Below are 17,736 nucleotides of genomic sequence, written 5' to 3'. Positions count from 1 at the left end.
CGCGCGCCGCACGGGGCGGCGTGCGGTTCGTCAATGCGCGCTGCCCGCGCCACGATCGAGCGATGCCGCGCGCACGGCTTCGCCGGGCTTCGTGAATACCCGCTGCCGCAATGCGGCGATCTGCGCGTCGCGCGCCTGCGGCGACAGGCCGGCCGATTCGATCTGCGCACGCTGCGCCGCATAATCCGCGTAACGGCTCTGCCACGACGCATCGTCCTGCTGCATCTGCGCGACCCGGGCCGCGGCCTCGGGGCCGAGCGTCTGCGTCAGTTGCGCGCGCATCGTGTCGGGCGTCGCGCCGCTCTTTCGCAATTGCGCGATCTGGTCGATCGCGGCACGCTGCCGGTCCACCCGCTGCTGCGCCGCGCGTTCGTCGGCCGGCATCTGCTGCTCGAGCGCCGCGAGCCGTTCGGCCTTCTGCGCACCGGTCAATGAGCGATCCTGAACGATTTTCAATCGTGCGAGGTCGTGGCGCTGCCGCCACTGCTCCGCGCCGAAGAACGGCTGGCTCCAGTCGCCGAGCGTGCGATACGCGATCGACGCGCGCTGATCGAGCGCGAGCTGCAACGCGCCCAGGTCGGACTTGTCGACCGCGCCGGCATCGCGCAACGTCGCGAGCGCGTCGAGATAGGCGCGATACCTGTGCCACACGTCGAGCGCCTCCGCCTGCGCGACCGTGCCGTCGAGCTGCGCGGCGATCTCGCGTGCGACGAACGCGTCGAGCGCGGCCGCGCTCAGGTCGCTCCGCGCGGTCAGGCAATAGTCGAAGAAGTCGCGCACCGCGCGCGACTTCGCGAGACGGCCGCCTGCATCGAGCGGCAAGCGCGGCGCGCTGGACCCGGCGAGCGACGGCGGCAGGCCCGCGCTCGCCGGCGCGGCGGCCTGCGGTGCGGCGGCCGCCACGCCGCCCGCGGCCGGCGCATCCGGCACGTCGCCTGCGGCGCCCGTGCCGCGATGCGGCCACGCACCGCTCCACATCGCGACGCCGGCGATTGCCGTCAGCCCCACGACACCATAGATTGCAGCGCGCCGCGCGAGCGGCGCGCGCCCTTCACGTGCCGCCATCGATCACACGCCCGCGAGCTTCAACCGGTTCGCATGCGTGCGGATCACCGCGACCGGATCTTCCGCATACGCGCCGCGCACACCGAGCAACTGGTTGATCTCGTCGAGATGGTTCCACTTGTAGCTCGTGCTCAGCACCTTGCCGTACAGCGCGCTGCACTTCGACACGAGCCCGTCGTTCTGGCCGGCGCTCCGGTTGATCATCACCGTGCCCGTGCCGTACAGCGCCAGCGTCGACAGGTCGAGCGCGTTCGCCGGGTCGATCACCGGAATCGTGCTCGTATCCGTCGCCCCCGTCGCGCCGAGCACCGAAAGCGTCGGCTGGATCGCGGTGCCGGCCCACGAATACAGCAGATGCGTGTTGCCGCCGACCGTTTCCGTCGGCGCGCCGGTCTGACAACTGCCCGGCGCGCCCAGGCCCGCGCTCGGATAGTTCTGGTTGTAGGTGGCGGCCTGCGCGGTCGTCAGCGTCTTCAGCGCGGCGAGCGCGTCCTGGTTCGTGTTGTGGCTGCTGCTCGTCAGGATCCCGAATACATTGACGAACGCGGCGATCACCGTCGACGACAACCCGGTCGGATCGTACGCGAGCACGCCCTGCACGAAGTCGGCGAACTCGGAGCCGCGATGCGGCGTGCCGATCGTCGTCACCGACGCGACGAGATCGGGTGCGACGGCCGCGACATAGCGCGACGTCAGCCCGCCCTGGCTGTGCCCGACGAGGTTGACCTTGGTCGCGCCGGTCGCGGCGAGCACCGTCTTCACGTAGGCCAGCAGCTGTTCGCCGCGCCCGTTCGGGCCGTCGTCGCTCTGGAAGCCCGACAGGTTCGCGACGTAGACGGTCGCGCCATGCTGCTGCAGGTCTTCCTGGATGCCGTACCAGTAGTCGAGTACGCCCGCATACTTGTCGGTGCCGGTCAGCCCGTGCACGAGAATGATCGGATAGCGCGTCGTCGCATAATCGTCGGCGGGCGCAGTCGCCGCCATCGCCGTGTGCGTCGTCGCCAGCGTCGTGAGCGCGGTCGCGCCCGCGAACGGCGCGACGCTCATCGCGCATGCCACTGCCCCTGCCATTACCCTGGAACGCATCGATCTGGCCATGCATGTCTCCTGGTTATTGTGCTGCCGGTGCGAATGACACCGGATCGACACGCACGCCGCATTGCGCGCACCATACGTGTCGAATGCGGGAGTTAAGCATGACTCACGAACGTTTGCGCCCCGACTAGATACGGTTCTCTAATCGGTTGACGCGCCCCGCCCGTTCGGGCGGTGCGGACTTCAGGCACGCGCATGCTGCGACGCACACGCGCGTTGCGCGCTACAGCTTCGCGCTCACGCGTACCCACGCGGTGCGCCCCGGCTCCATCACCGGCGCGTTCGCCGGATAGCCGAACCCTGCGTTGCCGGCGAGGTTCAAATGCTCGGTGTAGGCCTTGTTCAGCACGTTGTCGACGCCGACCGAGATCTGCACGGTCTTGCTGACGTTGTACTGCGTATGCAGCGACAGCACGCCGAATCCGGCGCTCGGGCCGAAGTCCTTGCCGACCACGTTGCCCTCGTTCAATGCATAACGATGCTGCGGCGCAACGATGCGCCACAGGCCGCCTGCCGACCATGCGCCGCGCGTGTATTCGAGCCCGATACGCGCCTCGAGCGGCGGCATCTGCGGCAGCGGATCGCCGCTCGCCACGTTGCGCCCCCACGCATACGCGAGCGACGTCTCGACACGCAGCGGTGCGACCGGCCGCCACGACACACCGGCTTCACCGCCCATGATCTGCGCATTGACGTTGGTTGCCTGCGTGGTCGGGCCCATCATGCCGGGCGCATAGTTGAACAGGATGAAGTCCTGTACGTAGCCCGCGTACGCCGACACCCATGCATCGAAGCGGTCGCTCTTGTATTGCGCGCCGATATCGAGCTGCGTGGTCTTCTCCGGGTGCACCGCCGAGAACGCGTTGACGGCGCCGGCCGGCCCGCGCGTCGCTGAAAACAGTTCCCAGTAGTCCGGATAACGCTCCGCATGGCCGATCCCCGCGTACCACGTGACGGGCAGCGACGCGAGATCGCGCTCGTACCGCACGAAGCCGCTCGGCAGCACCTTCGTCCGATCGTCGTCGAAAGTCGGATTCGGCTTGCTCGTCATCATGCCGCCCTTCATCGCGCGCTTGTCGCGTGCGCTCGCATAGTCGACGCGCGCGCCGCCGATCACGCGCGCTACGTCGCTCGCATACCACGTCAGTTCGCCGAACACGCCCGCGTTCCACATCGTCGTCTGCGCGCCCCACGGCTGATCGCGGTAGTTCTGCTGCCCCATCGACGAACGCGAATCGAGCCGGTTCGATTGCGCATCGACGCCCGTGACGAGCTTGAAGTCGTCGCCGAAGCGGAACGTCGCGGCCGCACGCGCGCCGACCGTGCGACGCCGCACGTCCGCGGCCATCCGCATCGGCATGCTGCTCGTCGGGTCGGGCTGCCGCAACGTATAGTTGTCCATCACGTGATCGGCTTCGTTGTAGTACACGCGCGCCTCGATCCGGTCGAGCACGTCGCCGAGATGCCGCTTGTCGAACGACAGGCCGAACGTCTCGCGGCGGAAATGCGCGCCGTCCATCCCGCGGCCCGCGTAGCGCGCATAACCGTCGCCGGTGCCGGCGGTCAGCTCGACGCGCGTATGGTCGTCGGGCGTCCAGCCGAGCGCCGCATCGGCGTTCCACTTGTCCCACTGCGACGGCACGGTGTTGCCGTTGCCGTCCTTGTAGTCCTGCGAATGGGCATGGTTCGCGCTCACGCGGCCATAAACGTCCGGCGTGCCGGCGGTCAGGTCGACGTTCTGGTCGTTGCGGCCGAACGACCCGCCGACGAGACTGCCGTCGAAGCGCATGCCGGGGCGCTCGAAACGCGGCGTCACGCGCTCGAACAGCACGGTGCCGGCCGACGCGCCCGGGCCGTACAGCACGGTCTGCGGCCCCTTCACGACGGTGACCTTGTCATAGCTTTCCGGCGCGATATACGACGTCGGCGCGTCCATCCGGTTCGGGCACGCACCGAGCGTCGGCATCCCGTTCGCGAGGATGTTCAGCCGCGAACCGAACATCCCGCGCAGCACGGGGTCGCCGTTCGTGCCGCCGCTGCGGATCGACGTGAAGCCGGGGATCGTCTTCAGGTAGTCCGCGCCGTCGCTGGCGGGCAGCGGCTGGCGCGGCGCCTTCGGATCCGTGACGACGACGAGCGGCGTCGACAGCGGCGACGCGACGACTTCGACGGGCGGCAACAGTATCGCGGCGGCGTCCGCCTGCGCGCCGGCCGCTTGCGCGGTTTCGGCCGCGGTAGCGCTCGCGGCCAGCGCACTGACGGCCAGCGCGGGAACGGTAAGTTTCAGCATGCGCGGCAAAGGCCCCGCACCGGCATTGCGTGGCGCCCGCGGCGCACGCAACTGGAAATTGGTCATGATCGAAAGCCCGAGTGACGCCCTCCACGCGGCCGCGACGGGCCGCACGGATATCGGCGGTAATAAGAACGGAAAGGAACGCGTCAGGCGCGCTCGGGCGGTGCACGCGGATAGGCGCGCGGATAGCGGTCGCTGCGCGCCGCGGCGGCAGGCGACGCGGCGACGGAGACGGAAACGACGGAAATGGCATCGACCGACGCGGCGGCGGGCGCGCCGATGGCCGGGCTATGAGCGAAGAAGCCGCAGTAGCCGCACGCGTCGAGATGCAGCGCATGATCGTGCATGCCGCCCGCATCGGACGCACGATACGCACCATGCTCGGTACTGCAGACGATCGCATCGGGCGTGACCGCCTGCGCGATACGCCACTGCGATACCAGCGGCGCCGCGATCGCGATCCAGATCGCGAGCAGGCCAAGCCAGGCAGTCAGGTGACGATGTCGGTGCAGCATGTGCGGCGACGAGTAAGCGGAATGTAAAAACAGCCGAGATGTTACAGAATGTTCAACGCGATGACCAGTGCGGACGACGGTAAACGCACCGGGGGCGCATGGTTGTCAACGCAACCATGCGCCCCCGCGTTCCGTGCGTTCCCGGAGCCGGACGATCAGGGCGCCATGCGCCGCAGCACGTCGTCGCGTCGGATGAAGTGATGGTAGAGCGCGGCCAGTGCATGCAGGCCGATCACGAAGTAGAACGCGTTGCCGATCAGTTCGTGTGCTTCCTTGATCGTCGGGCGCAGCGCCTTGTCGGGGCCGAACAGCGTGAACGACACGCCGAGCCAGTCGAGCGACACCGGCTTGCCGCCCATGTTCACCATCATCATGCCGAGCAGCGGCTGCGCGATGATGAATACGTAGAGCGCGACATGCGCGAGCTTCGACAGCCAGCGCAGCAGCGTCGTCTGCGGAATCGCGTCCGGCACGCGGCTGACGACGCGCCACAGCACGCGCAGCACCGACAGCACGAGGACGAACGTACCGGCCGTCAGATGCACGTTCATCCAGAACGCCCGGCTGTCGCTGCCTTTCGGTCCGCGGATCTCGATGGCGAGATAGGCCAGCGCGACCAGCAGGAAGATGGCCCAGTGGAAGAAGATCGCGGGCGAGCTGTAGCGCGTCTGTTTCGCGAGGATGTTTTTCATGCTTCGTCTCGTGTTGTATGCGGGGAGGGGCGCCAGATGCAACCGGCCTGCGCCCGGCAAAGCTGTGACGATTGTAGCCGTACGGGTGTCCGGTTTTGCACGGCGCGGTCAAATTTCCGGCGAATCGGCCGCGCGCCGCCGGCCTATGGAAAATCCGCATCGCGCGCCCGGGCGGCTGTGGCACGATGAAGCTTTGGTGCGACGGCGCGCGAGCATCATGAGCAAAGCGTTCTTCGTTGCGGCCTACCGGCTGATCGCCGCGTTGCTCGCGGTGTCCACCACGCTGCGCAGCGTCGCCGACTACTGGCGCCTGCCGGACTTCCATCTCGGCAACTACCTCAGCTATTTCACGCAACTGAGCAGCCTCTACGCGGCCGCGATGCTGGCCGCGGGGCTGTGGCGCATCGCGCGCCCCGGCTCGGCCCGCTACGAATCGATGCGCGGCGCGGCGGTGCTGTACGTGCTGATCACCGCGATCGTCTACGAGCTGCTGCTCGCGCGGCTCGACGCGCTGCGCCACGTCACGCCGGCGTTCAACAACTGGGTACTGCACCGGATCGTGCCGCTCGTGATGCTGTGCGACTGGCTGTATGTCGAACCGCGCTCGCCGATTCCGCGCCGCAGCGCGTTCGCGTGGCTCGGTTTCCCGGTCGTCTATCTCGGCTATACGCTCGTGCGCGGCGCGGTGGAAAACTGGTATCCGTACCCGTTCGTCGATCCGCGGCCGCACGGCTACCTGCCCGTCGCGATCCAGTGTTCGCTGATCGCGCTCGGCGCGGCGGCGCTCGCACTGGGCATTCGCTGGCTCGGCAATCACGCGAGACAGTCTGCCAGCGTGACGCTTAAGGAAGGATGAAGGCGGAGAAGATGGAAGAGGCGGAAACGTGTGCGCCGCCCGGCGCACACGTGGCGATCCCGACGATCAGCCGCCGTTGCGCGGCAGGAAACTCATCGGATCGACGACCTTGCCGTTCTGCCGGACTTCGAACTCGAACGTCGAACGCCCGCTCGCGTCGGTGCCCATTTCGGCGACCGGCTGCCCTTGGCGCACCGCGTCGCCTTCGTTGACGAGCAGCTTGCCGTTGTGCCCGTAGGCCGTGATGAGCCCGTTGTCGTGCTTCAGGATCACGAGCGGACCGTACGCCTTGACGCCGGAGCCGGCGTACACCACGCGCCCGTTTGCCGCGGCCCGCACCGAATGATCGGGCCCGGACGCGGCGATCACGATGCCGCGCGTCTTGCCGGCGGAGAACGGCGTCGCGACGACGCCCGTGGCCGGCCATGCCAGCGAGCCCGGCTGGGCGGCCGCCGCGGGCGGCTGCCCGTACGCGCTCGCAGCCGGCGGCGGCGCGACCCGCAGCACCTGGCCGGGCGACACGGCGTCCGTGGGCGCCATGTGGTTCCAGCTGGCCACGTCCTGCACGCGCTGGCCGTACGCGCTCGCGATGCCTGCCAGCGTATCGCCCGGGTTCACGCGGTAGTAGCCTGCAATCACGCCCGGCGTCGCGGCCGACGTGGGCGCCGGCTGGCGCGCGGGTTGCCAGCTGTCGGTCCACGGCGTCATCGTGCAGCCTGCCAGCGCGACGGCCGCGGCGACGAACGCCGCCTGCGGCAGCCAGCGCGTGAGCGTGTCGTGGATGGGAATAGTTTCTCTCAAGGGTCCTCCCGGATTTGCGTCGTGGCGCCGCTCACCGCCCCCCGGCGCGCGACGCACGATGTCCGGCCGAACGGCCGGATCAATCAGTGTCCGACCGCTTTCGCGGCCGTCAGTTTCCACAGCGGAACGTCGACGCGAATGAGCTCACCGGCCCCTTTTTCGCGATCGTCCCGATCGGCAAAGATACCATTTGTCGCGGTCAACGCCCCGACAGTTGGCCGATCCGGAAACAATCTTGCTGCGTCGCATGGGAGCGCCAGCCGCCTGCACGCCGCGCCAGACGGGCGATCCGGCGGGCGCTTGCGCGTTTTTCGCGCAGGCCGCCGCCCTCGCCTGCCGTATCGGCCCCGTCATATTCTCCGCTTCGATCGCCGCCTATACTCGCTGATGCGCAGCGCGATCCAACGACAACGAGGAGCATGACATTGACGCCCTCCTCTCCCTAAAGGCGGAGGATTCCCACACCTGGCGATGCACGTCCGCATCGGAGAATGTTCAGCGCAGCGTTGGTATCTCGATCATGCTCGACACCACAGTCACTGCAGGCCCACTCTCTTATTCGCAGTCCCGCGATACCTTTCGGCCGCGTCGTGCTGTCTTTCGATCCGCACGACGAACAGGACTGGGTAGAACCGCTTTCGTCCACTTCCTCGAACGTGGCTCCGTGCGCGATCGCTTTGTAGCGGAGCTTGTTTCGGAAGGACGACCAGGATGCGTCGTAAACGCTCTTCGCCATCCTGGTTCTGGCAAGTTTGCCGGCCGACACGTTGCCGACCGCGATGTAATCGAACCGCCGCACCAGATCGAGCGCGAGCTTGTGCTGGAAATCGGCACGGGCATTCGCGACCTTGGCGTGCAGCTTCGCAATATGTCGCTTGTGCTTTCGCGCCCGTTGCGCTTTCGCCAGCTTTTCCGCCGCGCGTCGACCGAACTGGTCATTGGGCAGCTTCTCGCCGGTCGAAAGTGTGGCGAAGTCTTTCAGGCCGAGGTCGATGCCGACGCCGGAACGGACCGGGCGAGCCTGAAGATCCGGCATCTCGATCACGATGTTGAGAAACCAATTGCCGCGCGCATCCTGCGCAAAGTTGGTTCCGTCCTTGATCTTGCCTTCGGGAAGCGGTCGGCTGTTGAACACGCGGAAGGTGTTGCCGGCGAAACGGAACGCGTCACCCTCGCGCTTCAGGTCACGCCCCTTCATCGGCACCCAGCCCAGCGACTTCCTGCCGCGATAGCGCAGGTAGGGCCGACGGTGCTGACTGCGCGACTTCGCGTATTGCTCGCAAGTCGCGTTGACCGTGCCGGAGTGAATACCGAGTTCCTTGCCGCTGCCGGTCGTCAGCACGTTCAGGTCGAATCCTGTCGGCCACTTCTTGCCCCACTTGAGCGCGTGCTTCTGCGTGTCGTTGCAGAAGTTCCAGACGTAGTTCACCGCGCGGCTCTGCTTGTTGAGCAGTCCGTTGAGCGATTTCACCCGGTAGCGATAGACAAGGATCATGCGGGTGATCCTAACCCGTGGAAGAAGCTGCCTGTCAACCGCACGCCTTTCCTTCCCGTCCTGAAGGACGGGGTTACTCGGAGCAGCTGATGAACAACGCGACGTTTCTCTCCGTGCAGCTCGACGCCGACGATTTCGCCGGTTCCAGCGGTCTGGTCGAATTGCTCAACCGGCACCTGCTGTTCGCGACCGACGTGGCCGAAGCGGCCGACGCGCTCGTCCAGCTGGCGAGCGTCACGCACCTGACCGGCGCCACGCGCCACAGCGTCGAGTTGCCGGTCCTCGCGATCGAACGGCTGCGCGATGCGCTCGACACGCTGAGCGGTTACGACGAAACGTGGCTGCAGGTGCTGGAGCCGGCCGAAGCGCTGTTTCGCGATATCGGGCGCGGCAGACGCCCGCTGCACTGAACGCCGGCGCATGGCGCGCCGCCAATGAAAAAGCCCGTCGTTCCGCTATGCGGAACGACGGGCTTTCGTACTACAGGGGGCCGGATGCGGTCGCGAGCGCGGCCGTACCATTAACGACCCTTGTAGACCGGTGCGCCGTCCGAGACGCGCTTCACTTGCCAGCCGGTCTTGGCCGCAGCGGGCGCGCCCGCAGCCGGTACGCCCGATTCCTGGCCGGCGGCCGGTTGCGCACCGTAGCCGGTCGTGTCGGCCGCGGCGGCGTTCTGTTGCGGGTTCACGCGGGCTTCAGCAGCCTGGATGCCTTCCGGGTAGTTGGTCCGGTCGCTGCCCAGCTTGTAGCCAGCCTGTTGGAGCTGGACCAGTTCGGCCTTCACCTGTGCACGGGTGACGGGCGCGTTCTGTTGGGCGAACGAGACGGCGGGGACGGCGAGGACAGCAGCAGCAGCGAACGTTGCGATCAGCGATTTCATGATTACCTCCGGGATTTTTTTGCTCCGCCGCACACACCATGTCTGCAGCGATGGAACAGAGTTTAGTCCCGTCGACACCTAGGGAAAACCATGAAAGAACGAAAACACTGTTTCCCCGGAGCCAACAATGCCGGCATCCGGGATAGAAAAACCCTATTCAAAGAATAGATTTTCGCAACAATGCCGCCGCCGCTGGCCGGTTACGACCAGTTCGCGTGGAAGCTGCCCGGCTTGTCGGTGCGCTCGAACGTATGCGCGCCGAAGAAGTCGCGCTGCGCCTGCACGAGGTTCGCGGGCAGCCGCTCGGACCGGTAGCTGTCGAAGTACGCGACCGCCGATGCGAACGCCGGGACCGGCACGCCGGCCTTCACCGCGGCCACCACGACGTCGCGCAGCGACGCCTGGTAGTTCGCGGCGATGTCCTTGAAGTACGGGTCGAGCAGCAGGTTCGCGAGCGCCGGATCCTTCGCATACGCGTCGGTGATCTTCTGCAGGAAGCGCGCACGGATGATGCAGCCCGCGCGGAAGATCTTCGCGATCGTCCCGAGATCGAGATTCCAGCCGTATTCTTCCGACGCCGTGCGCAGCTGCGCGAAGCCCTGCGCGTACGAAATCACCTTGCTCAGGTACAGCGCGCGGCGCACCGCTTCGACAAATGCGGCGCGATCGCCGTCGAACGGCGCGGCGGCCGGGCCCGACAGGATCTTGCTGGCCGCGACGCGCTCGGTCTTCAGCGACGACAGCACGCGCGCGAACACCGACTCGGTGATGAGCGGCAGCGGCACGCCCAGATCCAGCGCGTTCTGGCTCGTCCACTTGCCGGTGCCCTTCTGCGCGGCGCGATCGAGGATCACGTCGACGAGGTGCTTGCCGGTTTCTTCATCCTTCTTGCCGAAGATCTTCGACGTGATCTCGATCAGGTAGCTGTCGAGTTCGCCCTGGTTCCATTCGGTGTACACCGCGCCGAGTTCGTCGTTGGTCAGGCCCGCGACATCCTTCAGCACCGAGTAGCTTTCGGCGATCAGCTGCATGTCGCCGTATTCGATGCCGTTGTGGACCATCTTCACGTAGTGGCCCGCGCCGTCCGGGCCCATGTACGCGACGCACGGCTCGCCGTCCGACGGCGCCTTCGCGGCGATCTGCTTGAGGATCGGCTCGACGAGATCGTATGCGTCGCGCTGGCCGCCGGGCATGATCGACGGGCCGCGCAGCGCGCCCTCTTCGCCGCCCGACACGCCGGTGCCGATGAAATGCAGGCCGGATTGCGCGAGTTCCTGGTTGCGGCGGATCGTGTCGGTGAAGTGCGTATTGCCGCCGTCGATCAGCACGTCGCCCTTCTCGAGCAGCGGCTTGAGCGATGCGATCGTCGCATCGGTCGCTTCCCCGGCCTTCACCATCATCAGGATCCGGCGCGGCGTTTCGAGCGACGCGACGAATTCCTCGAGCGTATAGGTCGGCACCAGATTGCGGCCGGGGAATTCTGCGATCAGTTCGTCGGTTTTCTCGCGACTGCGGTTGTACACCGACACCGCGTAACCGCGGCTCTCGATATTGAGTGCGAGATTGCGGCCCATCACCGCGAGCCCGATCACACCGATTGCTTGTTTGCCCATTAGTCAATTCTCCGGAAAAAACGGGGCGCGACCCGAGCCGGGCCGCGCGCACAGGCGAAAGGATAGTGGAAACCCGGCGGCGCTGCGCGCTTGCGTGTCATTGCTCCGCGTGCGGCAGGCGCCGGAACACGACGCTCAGGTTGTTCGCCGGCATCTCGACGACCTCGCTGCAGTCGAGCCCGCGATCGAGCCCGAGCGCGACGACGGTTTCGAGATCGCGCACGCCCCACGACGGGTCGCGGCTGCGCAACTGCCGGTCGAACGCTTCGTTCGACGGCGCCGTATGCCGGCCTTCGCGACGATACGGGCCGTACAGGAACAGCACGCCGCCCGGCCGCAACACGCGCGACGCGCCGGCGAACAGCGCCTCCGTACAGGCCCACGGCGAGATATGGACCATGTTGATGCAGACGATCGCGTCGAGCGCCGCGACCGGCCACGGCGTGTCGCGTACGTCGAACGCCAGCGGCCCGGCAACGTTCGCGAGGCCCGCATGCGCGACCCACGCGGCGATCGAACGCCGCGCCTGCGCATCGGGATCGCTCGGCTGCCAGTGCAGGCCCGGCAACGCCTGCGCGAAATGAACGACGTGCTGCCCGGTGCCGCTCGCGATTTCGAGCACGTTGCCGGTCGCCGGCAGCACGCGGCGCAGCACGTCGAGGATCGGCCCGCGATTGCGCTCGGCCGCCGGCGCCGACAACCGCGCGGACGGATCGGGAGAGGAAGCGACGCCGGTCACGATGCAAGCTCCGTCGGGTTGCCGTTGCGCCCGAGGCCCAGCCGCGCCACGAGTGCGTCGAGCGCGGGGGCGCAGTGCGCCTCGACCTTCAGCGTCAGCATCGGGTCGGCGCGCGTATGGCCGAGATTGAGTGCGGCGACCGGCTTGTGCCGGGCCTGCGCCCACACGCAGAAGCGGTAGCCGGAATACACCATCAGCGACGAGCCGACGACGAGCAGCGCGTCGGCCGCCTCGAGCGCCCGCGACGCCAGCGCCACGCGCTCGCGCGGCACGTTCTCGCCGAAGAACACCACCGCCGGCTTCAGCAGGCCGCCGCACGCGGGGCACGCCGGGATGCGGAACGTATCGAGCGCGGCCCATTCGAGATGCGCGTCGCCGTCCGCGGCCGGCTCGGCCTGCGCGCCGAGCAGCTCGGGATTGTCGGCTTCGAGCACGGTCTGGATCGTCGCCCGCGCGTGATGCGCGCCGCAGTCGAGGCAGGTCACGCCGTTGATGCCGCCGTGCAGCTCGATCACGTCGTCGCTGCCCGCGCGCTGATGCAGGCCGTCGACGTTCTGCGTGACGAGGCGCTCGATCCGGCCCGCGCCGCCGAGCCGCGCCAGCGCGACATGCGAGCGGTTCGGCTGCGCGCGCCCGACGACCGGCCAGCCGATCATGCTGCGCGCCCAGTAGCGGCGCCGCGCGGCATCGGAACCGAGAAATTCGTGGAGCTGGATCGGCGGCGAGCGCATCCATCGGCCGTTGCGGTCGCGGTAGCCGGGAATGCCGGAATCGGTGCTGATGCCCGCGCCGGTCAGCACGAGCAGGCGCGGATGACGCTCGACGAACGTCTGCAGCGCATCGAGCGCGGCCGGATCGACGTCGGCGATGGAGGGATCGGGCAAGGCTGTGTCGTTCATGTTGGCAACGTGATCGGTCGCGCCGGCAGGCCGTGCGCCCGCACGGGCGGCCAGGCACGCCAGCACATGATACAGAACGCGATGCGATCGGGCCGGCCGCCGCCACGGCCAGCCGCCGCACGCGCCAGCACGCAAAAAGACGCCCGTCGCCGCTCGGCGACGGGCGCTTCAACAATTGATCCATCGGGGTAGTGGACCAATTGACAGCACAATGTTGCGACGTCCGTCATGCGCGCGATCGACGGACGCTCCCCGGGACGCCACGTGCTCCGCCCTGCCGCGCACCCTGGCGCGTCACCGGCTGTCCCGACCCGGTTCGGCGTGCTCGTCGCGCCGACACGCGGCACGGCGTGCAAATGCATTCGCCGCGCGACGACGTGCGTTGCGCCATGGCATGACGATTCCGGGATCCAGGCCGGGGCCATCCGCCCGGTCCGCGGTTCGTCTCCGACGGCCGACCGGCACCGGTCGGCCTCGTGCGTCACGCTTGCACGTCGTCGTTCGGAACGAACCCGATCGCTCGGATGGAACGGAAAGCCGCTCGCTCACGTCGCCGCAATCAGCGGCGAAGCGAATACCCTGGCAGGTCGGCGATTCATGTTTGCAACACGATGCGTTGCGTTTCGGTCTTTTTTCATTCTCTTGTCCCCGTCTCCGATACATCCGACCCACTGAAGCGATTGCCGGGTCGACAGCCCCCCGCGATCGCGCTCACGGCCCCTACAACCATGCAAGGAGCGCACCATGCTTCATGCCGCAAGGCCTCGCGGGCACACGGCAGGCGGCGGGCCGGCATCGTACCCCGCCGGAAAGCGCGAACGTTTCGAAACTGAAACGCACGGCCGGCTGGCGTCGTCGCGTCTGCCCGGGCGGCCCAGCGCCTGACACGCCCCTCGGCCGGCGTCGCGCATGGGGCGCGTGTTGCGCGGCGCGACACTGCGGGCCGCTCAGCGCGGCGCCGTGCCGCTCGTGCATCGCGCAAACACGCTAGCATTCGGACACGGAACGCCACGCGTTCCTGCTGCCTCGCCCCCAAGGACCCGCCATGCCCCCATCCGCTCCCGCCTGCCCCGACGTCGCGCAACGCGTCTTTTCCGCCGGACGGCTGTCGATCGGCCTCACGCTTCCGCTCCTTCGCAGCGGCCGCATCGTCGCGGACTTCAACGAACAGCTCGAACTCGCGGCACTGGCCGATTCGCTCGGCTTTCGCGCGCTGTGGATTCGCGACGTGCCGCTGAACAGCGCCGACTATCCGGACCCGGTCGGCCACCTCGACCCGTGGGTGCTGCTCGGCGCGCTGGCGTCGCGCACCCGCCGGATCGCGCTCGCCAGCGGCGCGATCGTGCTGCCGCTGCGGCATCCGCTGCATATCGCGAAGGGCGCGCTGTCGGTCGCGACACTGTCGGCCGGGCGCTTCATTCTGGGCCTCGGCTCCGGCGACCGGCCACCCGAATATGCGGCGTTCGGCGTCGACGCGCAGACCCGGCGCGACCGCTATCGCGCGCACTGGGACGTCGTCGCGGCCGCGCTCGGCGTGCCGTCGCGCGTGCTGCCCGACCAAGCGCCGCCCGATGCGCCAGAATTCGCGCTGCTGCCGCGCGACGGCGACGCGGTGCCGATGCTTGCAGTCGGCTCGGGCGGACAGAGCGTCGACTGGATCGCCCGGCATTCGATCGGGTGGATGACGTATCACCGCGATCCGGAGACGCAGCGCGCGCGCTATTCGATGTGGCGCGCAGCGGTCGAGCGGCTCGCGTCGCCGCCGTTTCGCGCGTTCGGCGTCTCGATGCGGCTCGACCTCGCCGCGGATCCGGATACGCCAGCCACCGCGCTGCCGCTCGGTTATGCAACCGGGCGACGCGCGTTGATCGACATCCTGCAGGACATGCGCGCAGCGGGGACGCACCACGTCACGCTGAACCTTGGGTCGGACCGGCCCGTGCGCGACGTCATCGAAGCAATCGCCGAACATGTCCTGCCGGTATTTCACGACGAGCCAGCATGATTCATCGGGGATCCGATCCATATGACGTGACGCACGCATGGGTCCGGGGGCCGGACGAACGCTCGCCTGGTGGCGCACCGCCGCGGCATCGGAAAGCACGCGTTACCAATGCCTTGCGCCGGGCGAACGCTCGACGTTTCCGTCGATATCGTGCCGCCGGCATCCGGCACGCGGCTTGCGCGCAGGCGTCCGATTCGAGCCGTCGGCGACGGAACCATTCGCGCCCGACCGCGATCATGTTAACTTCCGTCCATCGTTCAGCCCGGCGGGCCGCGTGACGACACGCACCCGCATGCCCACTCCATGCGACATCTCCTTCTCGGCTGGCTGCTCGCCGCCGTCGTCTCGGCTGCCCACGCGGCGGCCGCCGCTCCGGCCGCCTCGGGCGCCGCGCCCGCGCTGACGCCCCAAGAGGCGCGACAGGCACTGAATGTGCTCGAAAACCCGCGCGACCGCGCGCAGGTCGAAACGACGCTGCGCGCGATCGCGGCCGTCGGTGCATTGAGCGCGCCCGCCGTGCCGGCAAGCCCGGCATCGGCGGCCAGCGGCGCATCGGCTGCCGCCGCGCCGGCCGCGCTCGCGTCGAACGGGCTCGCATCGATACTCGTGCGCCAGGGATCGCGCTGGGCGACCCAGATCGGCAACGCGCTGCAGGAATCGCTGCGCTCGCTGCTCGATATCGGTTCGGTGGGAAGCTGGTGGCGCGACAAGCTCGTCCGCGCCGACCAGCGCGCGGATCTCACCCGCACGCTCGGCATCCTGCTCGCGGTACTCCTGCCGGCACTCGTCGTCGAGTGGCTCGCGAAGCGGCTGCTGCGACGCGCGCTGGCGGCGGTGGCCGCGCGCCGCGCCGACACGTTGCGCCACGCCGCGTCCGATTCCGCCGCGCCGGACGAGGGCCACGCGCCGCCGCCCGATACATCGGCCCCGCCCGACGACGCAGCCGCAGACACCGCTGAGACCGCCCCCTCGTCCTCGCAAAGCCGAGGCCACGCACGCCGGCACACCACGCTGCTGCACCGGATGCCGCGCGCACTGGTCAGTCTCGCGCTGCGCGTGGTGCCGCTGCTCGTGTTCGTCGGCGTCGCGAGCCTGACGATGTCGTTGCTCGTCGAAGCAGACACGCCGATCGAATCCGCGCTCGAAGCCTTGATCGACACTTACGTGATCTGCCGGCTCGTCACGATCGTCAGCCGGCTGTTCTTCCAGCCCGACGCGCGGCAGTTGCGGCTGCTGCATATCAGCGACGCATGGGCCGGGTTCGCGCAACGCTCGATCGCGCGGATCGTGATCGTGGTCGGCGCGTGCACGGCGGCCGTCGAGATCGCCGCGAACTTCGGCCTGACCGAAGCCGGCCATGTCGCGCTGCTGAAGGCCGTCGCGCTCGCCGCGCACGTGATGATCTCGCTGCTGATCCTGCAGTGCCGCCGGCCGGTCGCGGCACGCATCCGTGCCGCCGGCGCGGACCGTCCGAGCGTCGCGGTCGTCGGCAACGCGCTCGCGGACGCATGGGCGCCCGTCTCGGTCTTCATCGTGATGGCGCTGTGGTTCGTGTGGGCGCTCGACGTCCACAACGGCTACCGCGTGCTGATCACGCTGGGCGGCCGCTCGATCGCCGTGATGATCGCGATGCGGATGGTGTCGATCGTCGTGTTCGGCGCGCTCGCCCGGCTGTTCCAGCGCCGCGAGGAAGACCGCACGCTCGTTCATCTGCATGCGTACCGCTACTACCCGCTGCTGCGCCGGATCGTGTCGGCGGCGCTCGGCATCGTGACCGTCGTGCTGCTGCTGCAGATCTGGGGCGTGCCGATCTTTCGCGCGTTCCAAGCCGGCACGATCGGCCACCGCCTCGCGTCCGCGCTGGTGACGATCGCGATCGCGGCCGTCGTCGCGCTCGTCGTGTGGGAAGCCGCCAACATCGCGATCGAGCGCCGCCTGCAGCGCTGGACACGCGAAGGCAACCTGATGCGCGCCGCGCGGCTGCGCACGCTGCTGCCGATGCTGCGCACGCTGCTGTTCGTGATGATCGCGCTCGTCGTCGTGCTGACGGGGCTCAGCGAACTCGGCGTGAACGTCGGCCCGCTGCTGGCCGGCGCCAGCATCTTCGGCGTCGCGCTCGGGTTCGGCTCGCAGAAGCTGGTGCAGGATTTCATCACCGGGATCTTCCTGCTGATGGAAAACGCGATGCAGGTCGGCGACTGGGTCACGCTCGCCGGCGTGTCGGGTACGGTCGAATACCTGTCGATCCGCACCGTGCGGCTGCGCGCCGGCGACGGATCGCTGTACACGATACCGTTCAGCTCCGTGACGACCGTCAACAACACGAATCGCGGGCTCGGCAACGCGGCCGTCAAGGTCAGCATCGCGTACGGCGAGGACATCGACCGCGCGATCGCGACGCTGAAGGACATCGGCGCCGCGTTGCGCGACGATCCGAAGTACCGCGACGGCATCCTGTCGGACTTCAGCTACTGGGGCATCGACCAGGTCGACGGCGCGGCGCTCGCGCTGGCCGGGCAGATGCAGTGCACGGACTCGGCGCGCTGGGGCGTGCAGCGCGAATTCAATCGGCGGATCGCGCAGACGTTCCGCGAACGCGGGATCCGGATCGCCGATCCGCAGCGCAGCGTCGTGGCCTATGCGGATGGATCGCGGCCTGTCGGCAACGATGCCAACGGCCCGCACCCCGACACACCGAATGGCGCCGAACCCGCAACCCGGCCGCCGTCGCCCGACGAAGCGGAGCGCAAGCCGGGCCGAACCGTGATCGCCCGGGGCCGGTGACCTG

General features: G+C 68.3%; 15 protein-coding genes. 4 read left to right on the top strand and 11 right to left on the bottom strand.

Features of this window, described 5'->3' with window-relative positions; all coding sequences use genetic code 11:
- Positions 1-30 precede the first annotated feature (30 nt).
- The 5 genes from HWX62_RS23940 to HWX62_RS23920 form a co-directional block, all read right to left on the bottom strand.
- Entirely contained in the window at positions 31-1,065 is a 1,035-nt protein-coding gene (locus HWX62_RS23940; RefSeq protein WP_175931618.1) for a lipase secretion chaperone, read from the bottom strand.
- A 3-nt stretch (positions 1,066-1,068) separates the two neighbouring features.
- On the bottom strand, positions 1,069-2,163 hold the full coding sequence (locus HWX62_RS23935) for a triacylglycerol lipase (protein ID WP_175931617.1): 1,095 nt from the start codon (positions 2,161-2,163) through the stop codon (positions 1,069-1,071).
- Positions 2,164-2,383: 220 nt separating this feature from the next.
- Positions 2,384-4,516: a TonB-dependent copper receptor gene (locus HWX62_RS23930; protein WP_175931616.1), complete on the bottom strand. Its 2,133-nt coding sequence runs from the start codon at positions 4,514-4,516 to the stop codon at positions 2,384-2,386.
- Between the two features lie 83 nt (positions 4,517-4,599).
- A complete protein-coding gene (locus HWX62_RS23925) occupies positions 4,600-4,968 on the bottom strand; it encodes a DUF2946 domain-containing protein (RefSeq protein WP_175931615.1) in 369 nt (122 codons plus the stop codon).
- Positions 4,969-5,123: 155 nt separating this feature from the next.
- Positions 5,124-5,660 (bottom strand): cytochrome b, encoded by a 537-nt coding sequence (locus HWX62_RS23920; RefSeq protein WP_175931614.1) that lies wholly within the window; start codon positions 5,658-5,660, stop codon positions 5,124-5,126.
- Between the two features lie 217 nt (positions 5,661-5,877).
- On the opposite strand from HWX62_RS23920, the gene HWX62_RS23915 reads away from it, so the two are divergent.
- Positions 5,878-6,516, top strand: coding sequence for a Pr6Pr family membrane protein (locus tag HWX62_RS23915; protein WP_175931613.1), 639 nt, complete (start codon positions 5,878-5,880; stop codon positions 6,514-6,516).
- 66 nt (positions 6,517-6,582) lie between these two features.
- On the opposite strand, the gene HWX62_RS23910 is transcribed toward HWX62_RS23915, so the two are convergent.
- Entirely contained in the window at positions 6,583-7,317 is a 735-nt protein-coding gene (locus HWX62_RS23910; RefSeq protein WP_175931612.1) for a peptidoglycan DD-metalloendopeptidase family protein, read from the bottom strand.
- 442 nt (positions 7,318-7,759) lie between these two features.
- Positions 7,760-8,812: an RNA-guided endonuclease TnpB family protein gene (locus HWX62_RS23905; protein ID WP_175931611.1), complete on the bottom strand. Its 1,053-nt coding sequence runs from the start codon at positions 8,810-8,812 to the stop codon at positions 7,760-7,762.
- Positions 8,813-8,901: 89 nt separating this feature from the next.
- On the opposite strand from HWX62_RS23905, the gene HWX62_RS23900 reads away from it, so the two are divergent.
- The gene (locus HWX62_RS23900) at positions 8,902-9,222 is read left to right on the top strand and encodes a hypothetical protein (protein ID WP_011694691.1); all 321 of its coding nucleotides are present in this window, start codon (positions 8,902-8,904) and stop codon (positions 9,220-9,222) included.
- A 110-nt stretch (positions 9,223-9,332) separates the two neighbouring features.
- Here HWX62_RS23900 and HWX62_RS23895 read toward each other — a convergent pair whose 3' ends face one another.
- From HWX62_RS23895 to HWX62_RS23880, 4 genes are all read right to left on the bottom strand, one after another.
- Positions 9,333-9,692 (bottom strand): DUF4148 domain-containing protein, encoded by a 360-nt coding sequence (locus HWX62_RS23895; protein WP_175931610.1) that lies wholly within the window; start codon positions 9,690-9,692, stop codon positions 9,333-9,335.
- A gap of 200 nt (positions 9,693-9,892) precedes the next feature.
- Positions 9,893-11,305: an NADP-dependent phosphogluconate dehydrogenase gene (gndA, locus tag HWX62_RS23890; protein WP_021160879.1), complete on the bottom strand. Its 1,413-nt coding sequence runs from the start codon at positions 11,303-11,305 to the stop codon at positions 9,893-9,895.
- A 97-nt stretch (positions 11,306-11,402) separates the two neighbouring features.
- A complete protein-coding gene (locus HWX62_RS23885; RefSeq protein ID WP_175931609.1) occupies positions 11,403-12,044 on the bottom strand; it encodes a DUF938 domain-containing protein in 642 nt (213 codons plus the stop codon).
- Positions 12,041-12,943 carry an NAD-dependent protein deacetylase gene (locus tag HWX62_RS23880; protein WP_175931608.1) on the bottom strand — a complete coding sequence of 301 codons (903 nt, stop codon included), beginning with the start codon at positions 12,941-12,943 and terminating at the stop codon, positions 12,041-12,043. Before HWX62_RS23880 ends, HWX62_RS23885 begins: the two co-directional genes overlap by 4 nt.
- Positions 12,944-13,988: 1,045 nt before the next feature.
- Here HWX62_RS23880 and HWX62_RS23875 point away from each other — a divergent pair.
- Positions 13,989-14,948 carry an LLM class oxidoreductase gene (locus tag HWX62_RS23875; RefSeq protein WP_175931607.1) on the top strand — a complete coding sequence of 320 codons (960 nt, stop codon included), beginning with the start codon at positions 13,989-13,991 and terminating at the stop codon, positions 14,946-14,948.
- Between the two features lie 303 nt (positions 14,949-15,251).
- Positions 15,252-17,732, top strand: coding sequence for a mechanosensitive ion channel domain-containing protein (locus HWX62_RS23870; RefSeq protein WP_175931606.1), 2,481 nt, complete (start codon positions 15,252-15,254; stop codon positions 17,730-17,732).
- Positions 17,733-17,736: the final 4 nt, after the last annotated feature.

Origin of the sequence: Burkholderia sp. BCC0506 (assembly GCF_902833145.1) — a bacterium.
Classification (GTDB): Bacteria; Pseudomonadota; Gammaproteobacteria; order Burkholderiales; family Burkholderiaceae; genus Burkholderia.
This window is presented reverse-complemented; position numbering and strand designations above follow the sequence as displayed.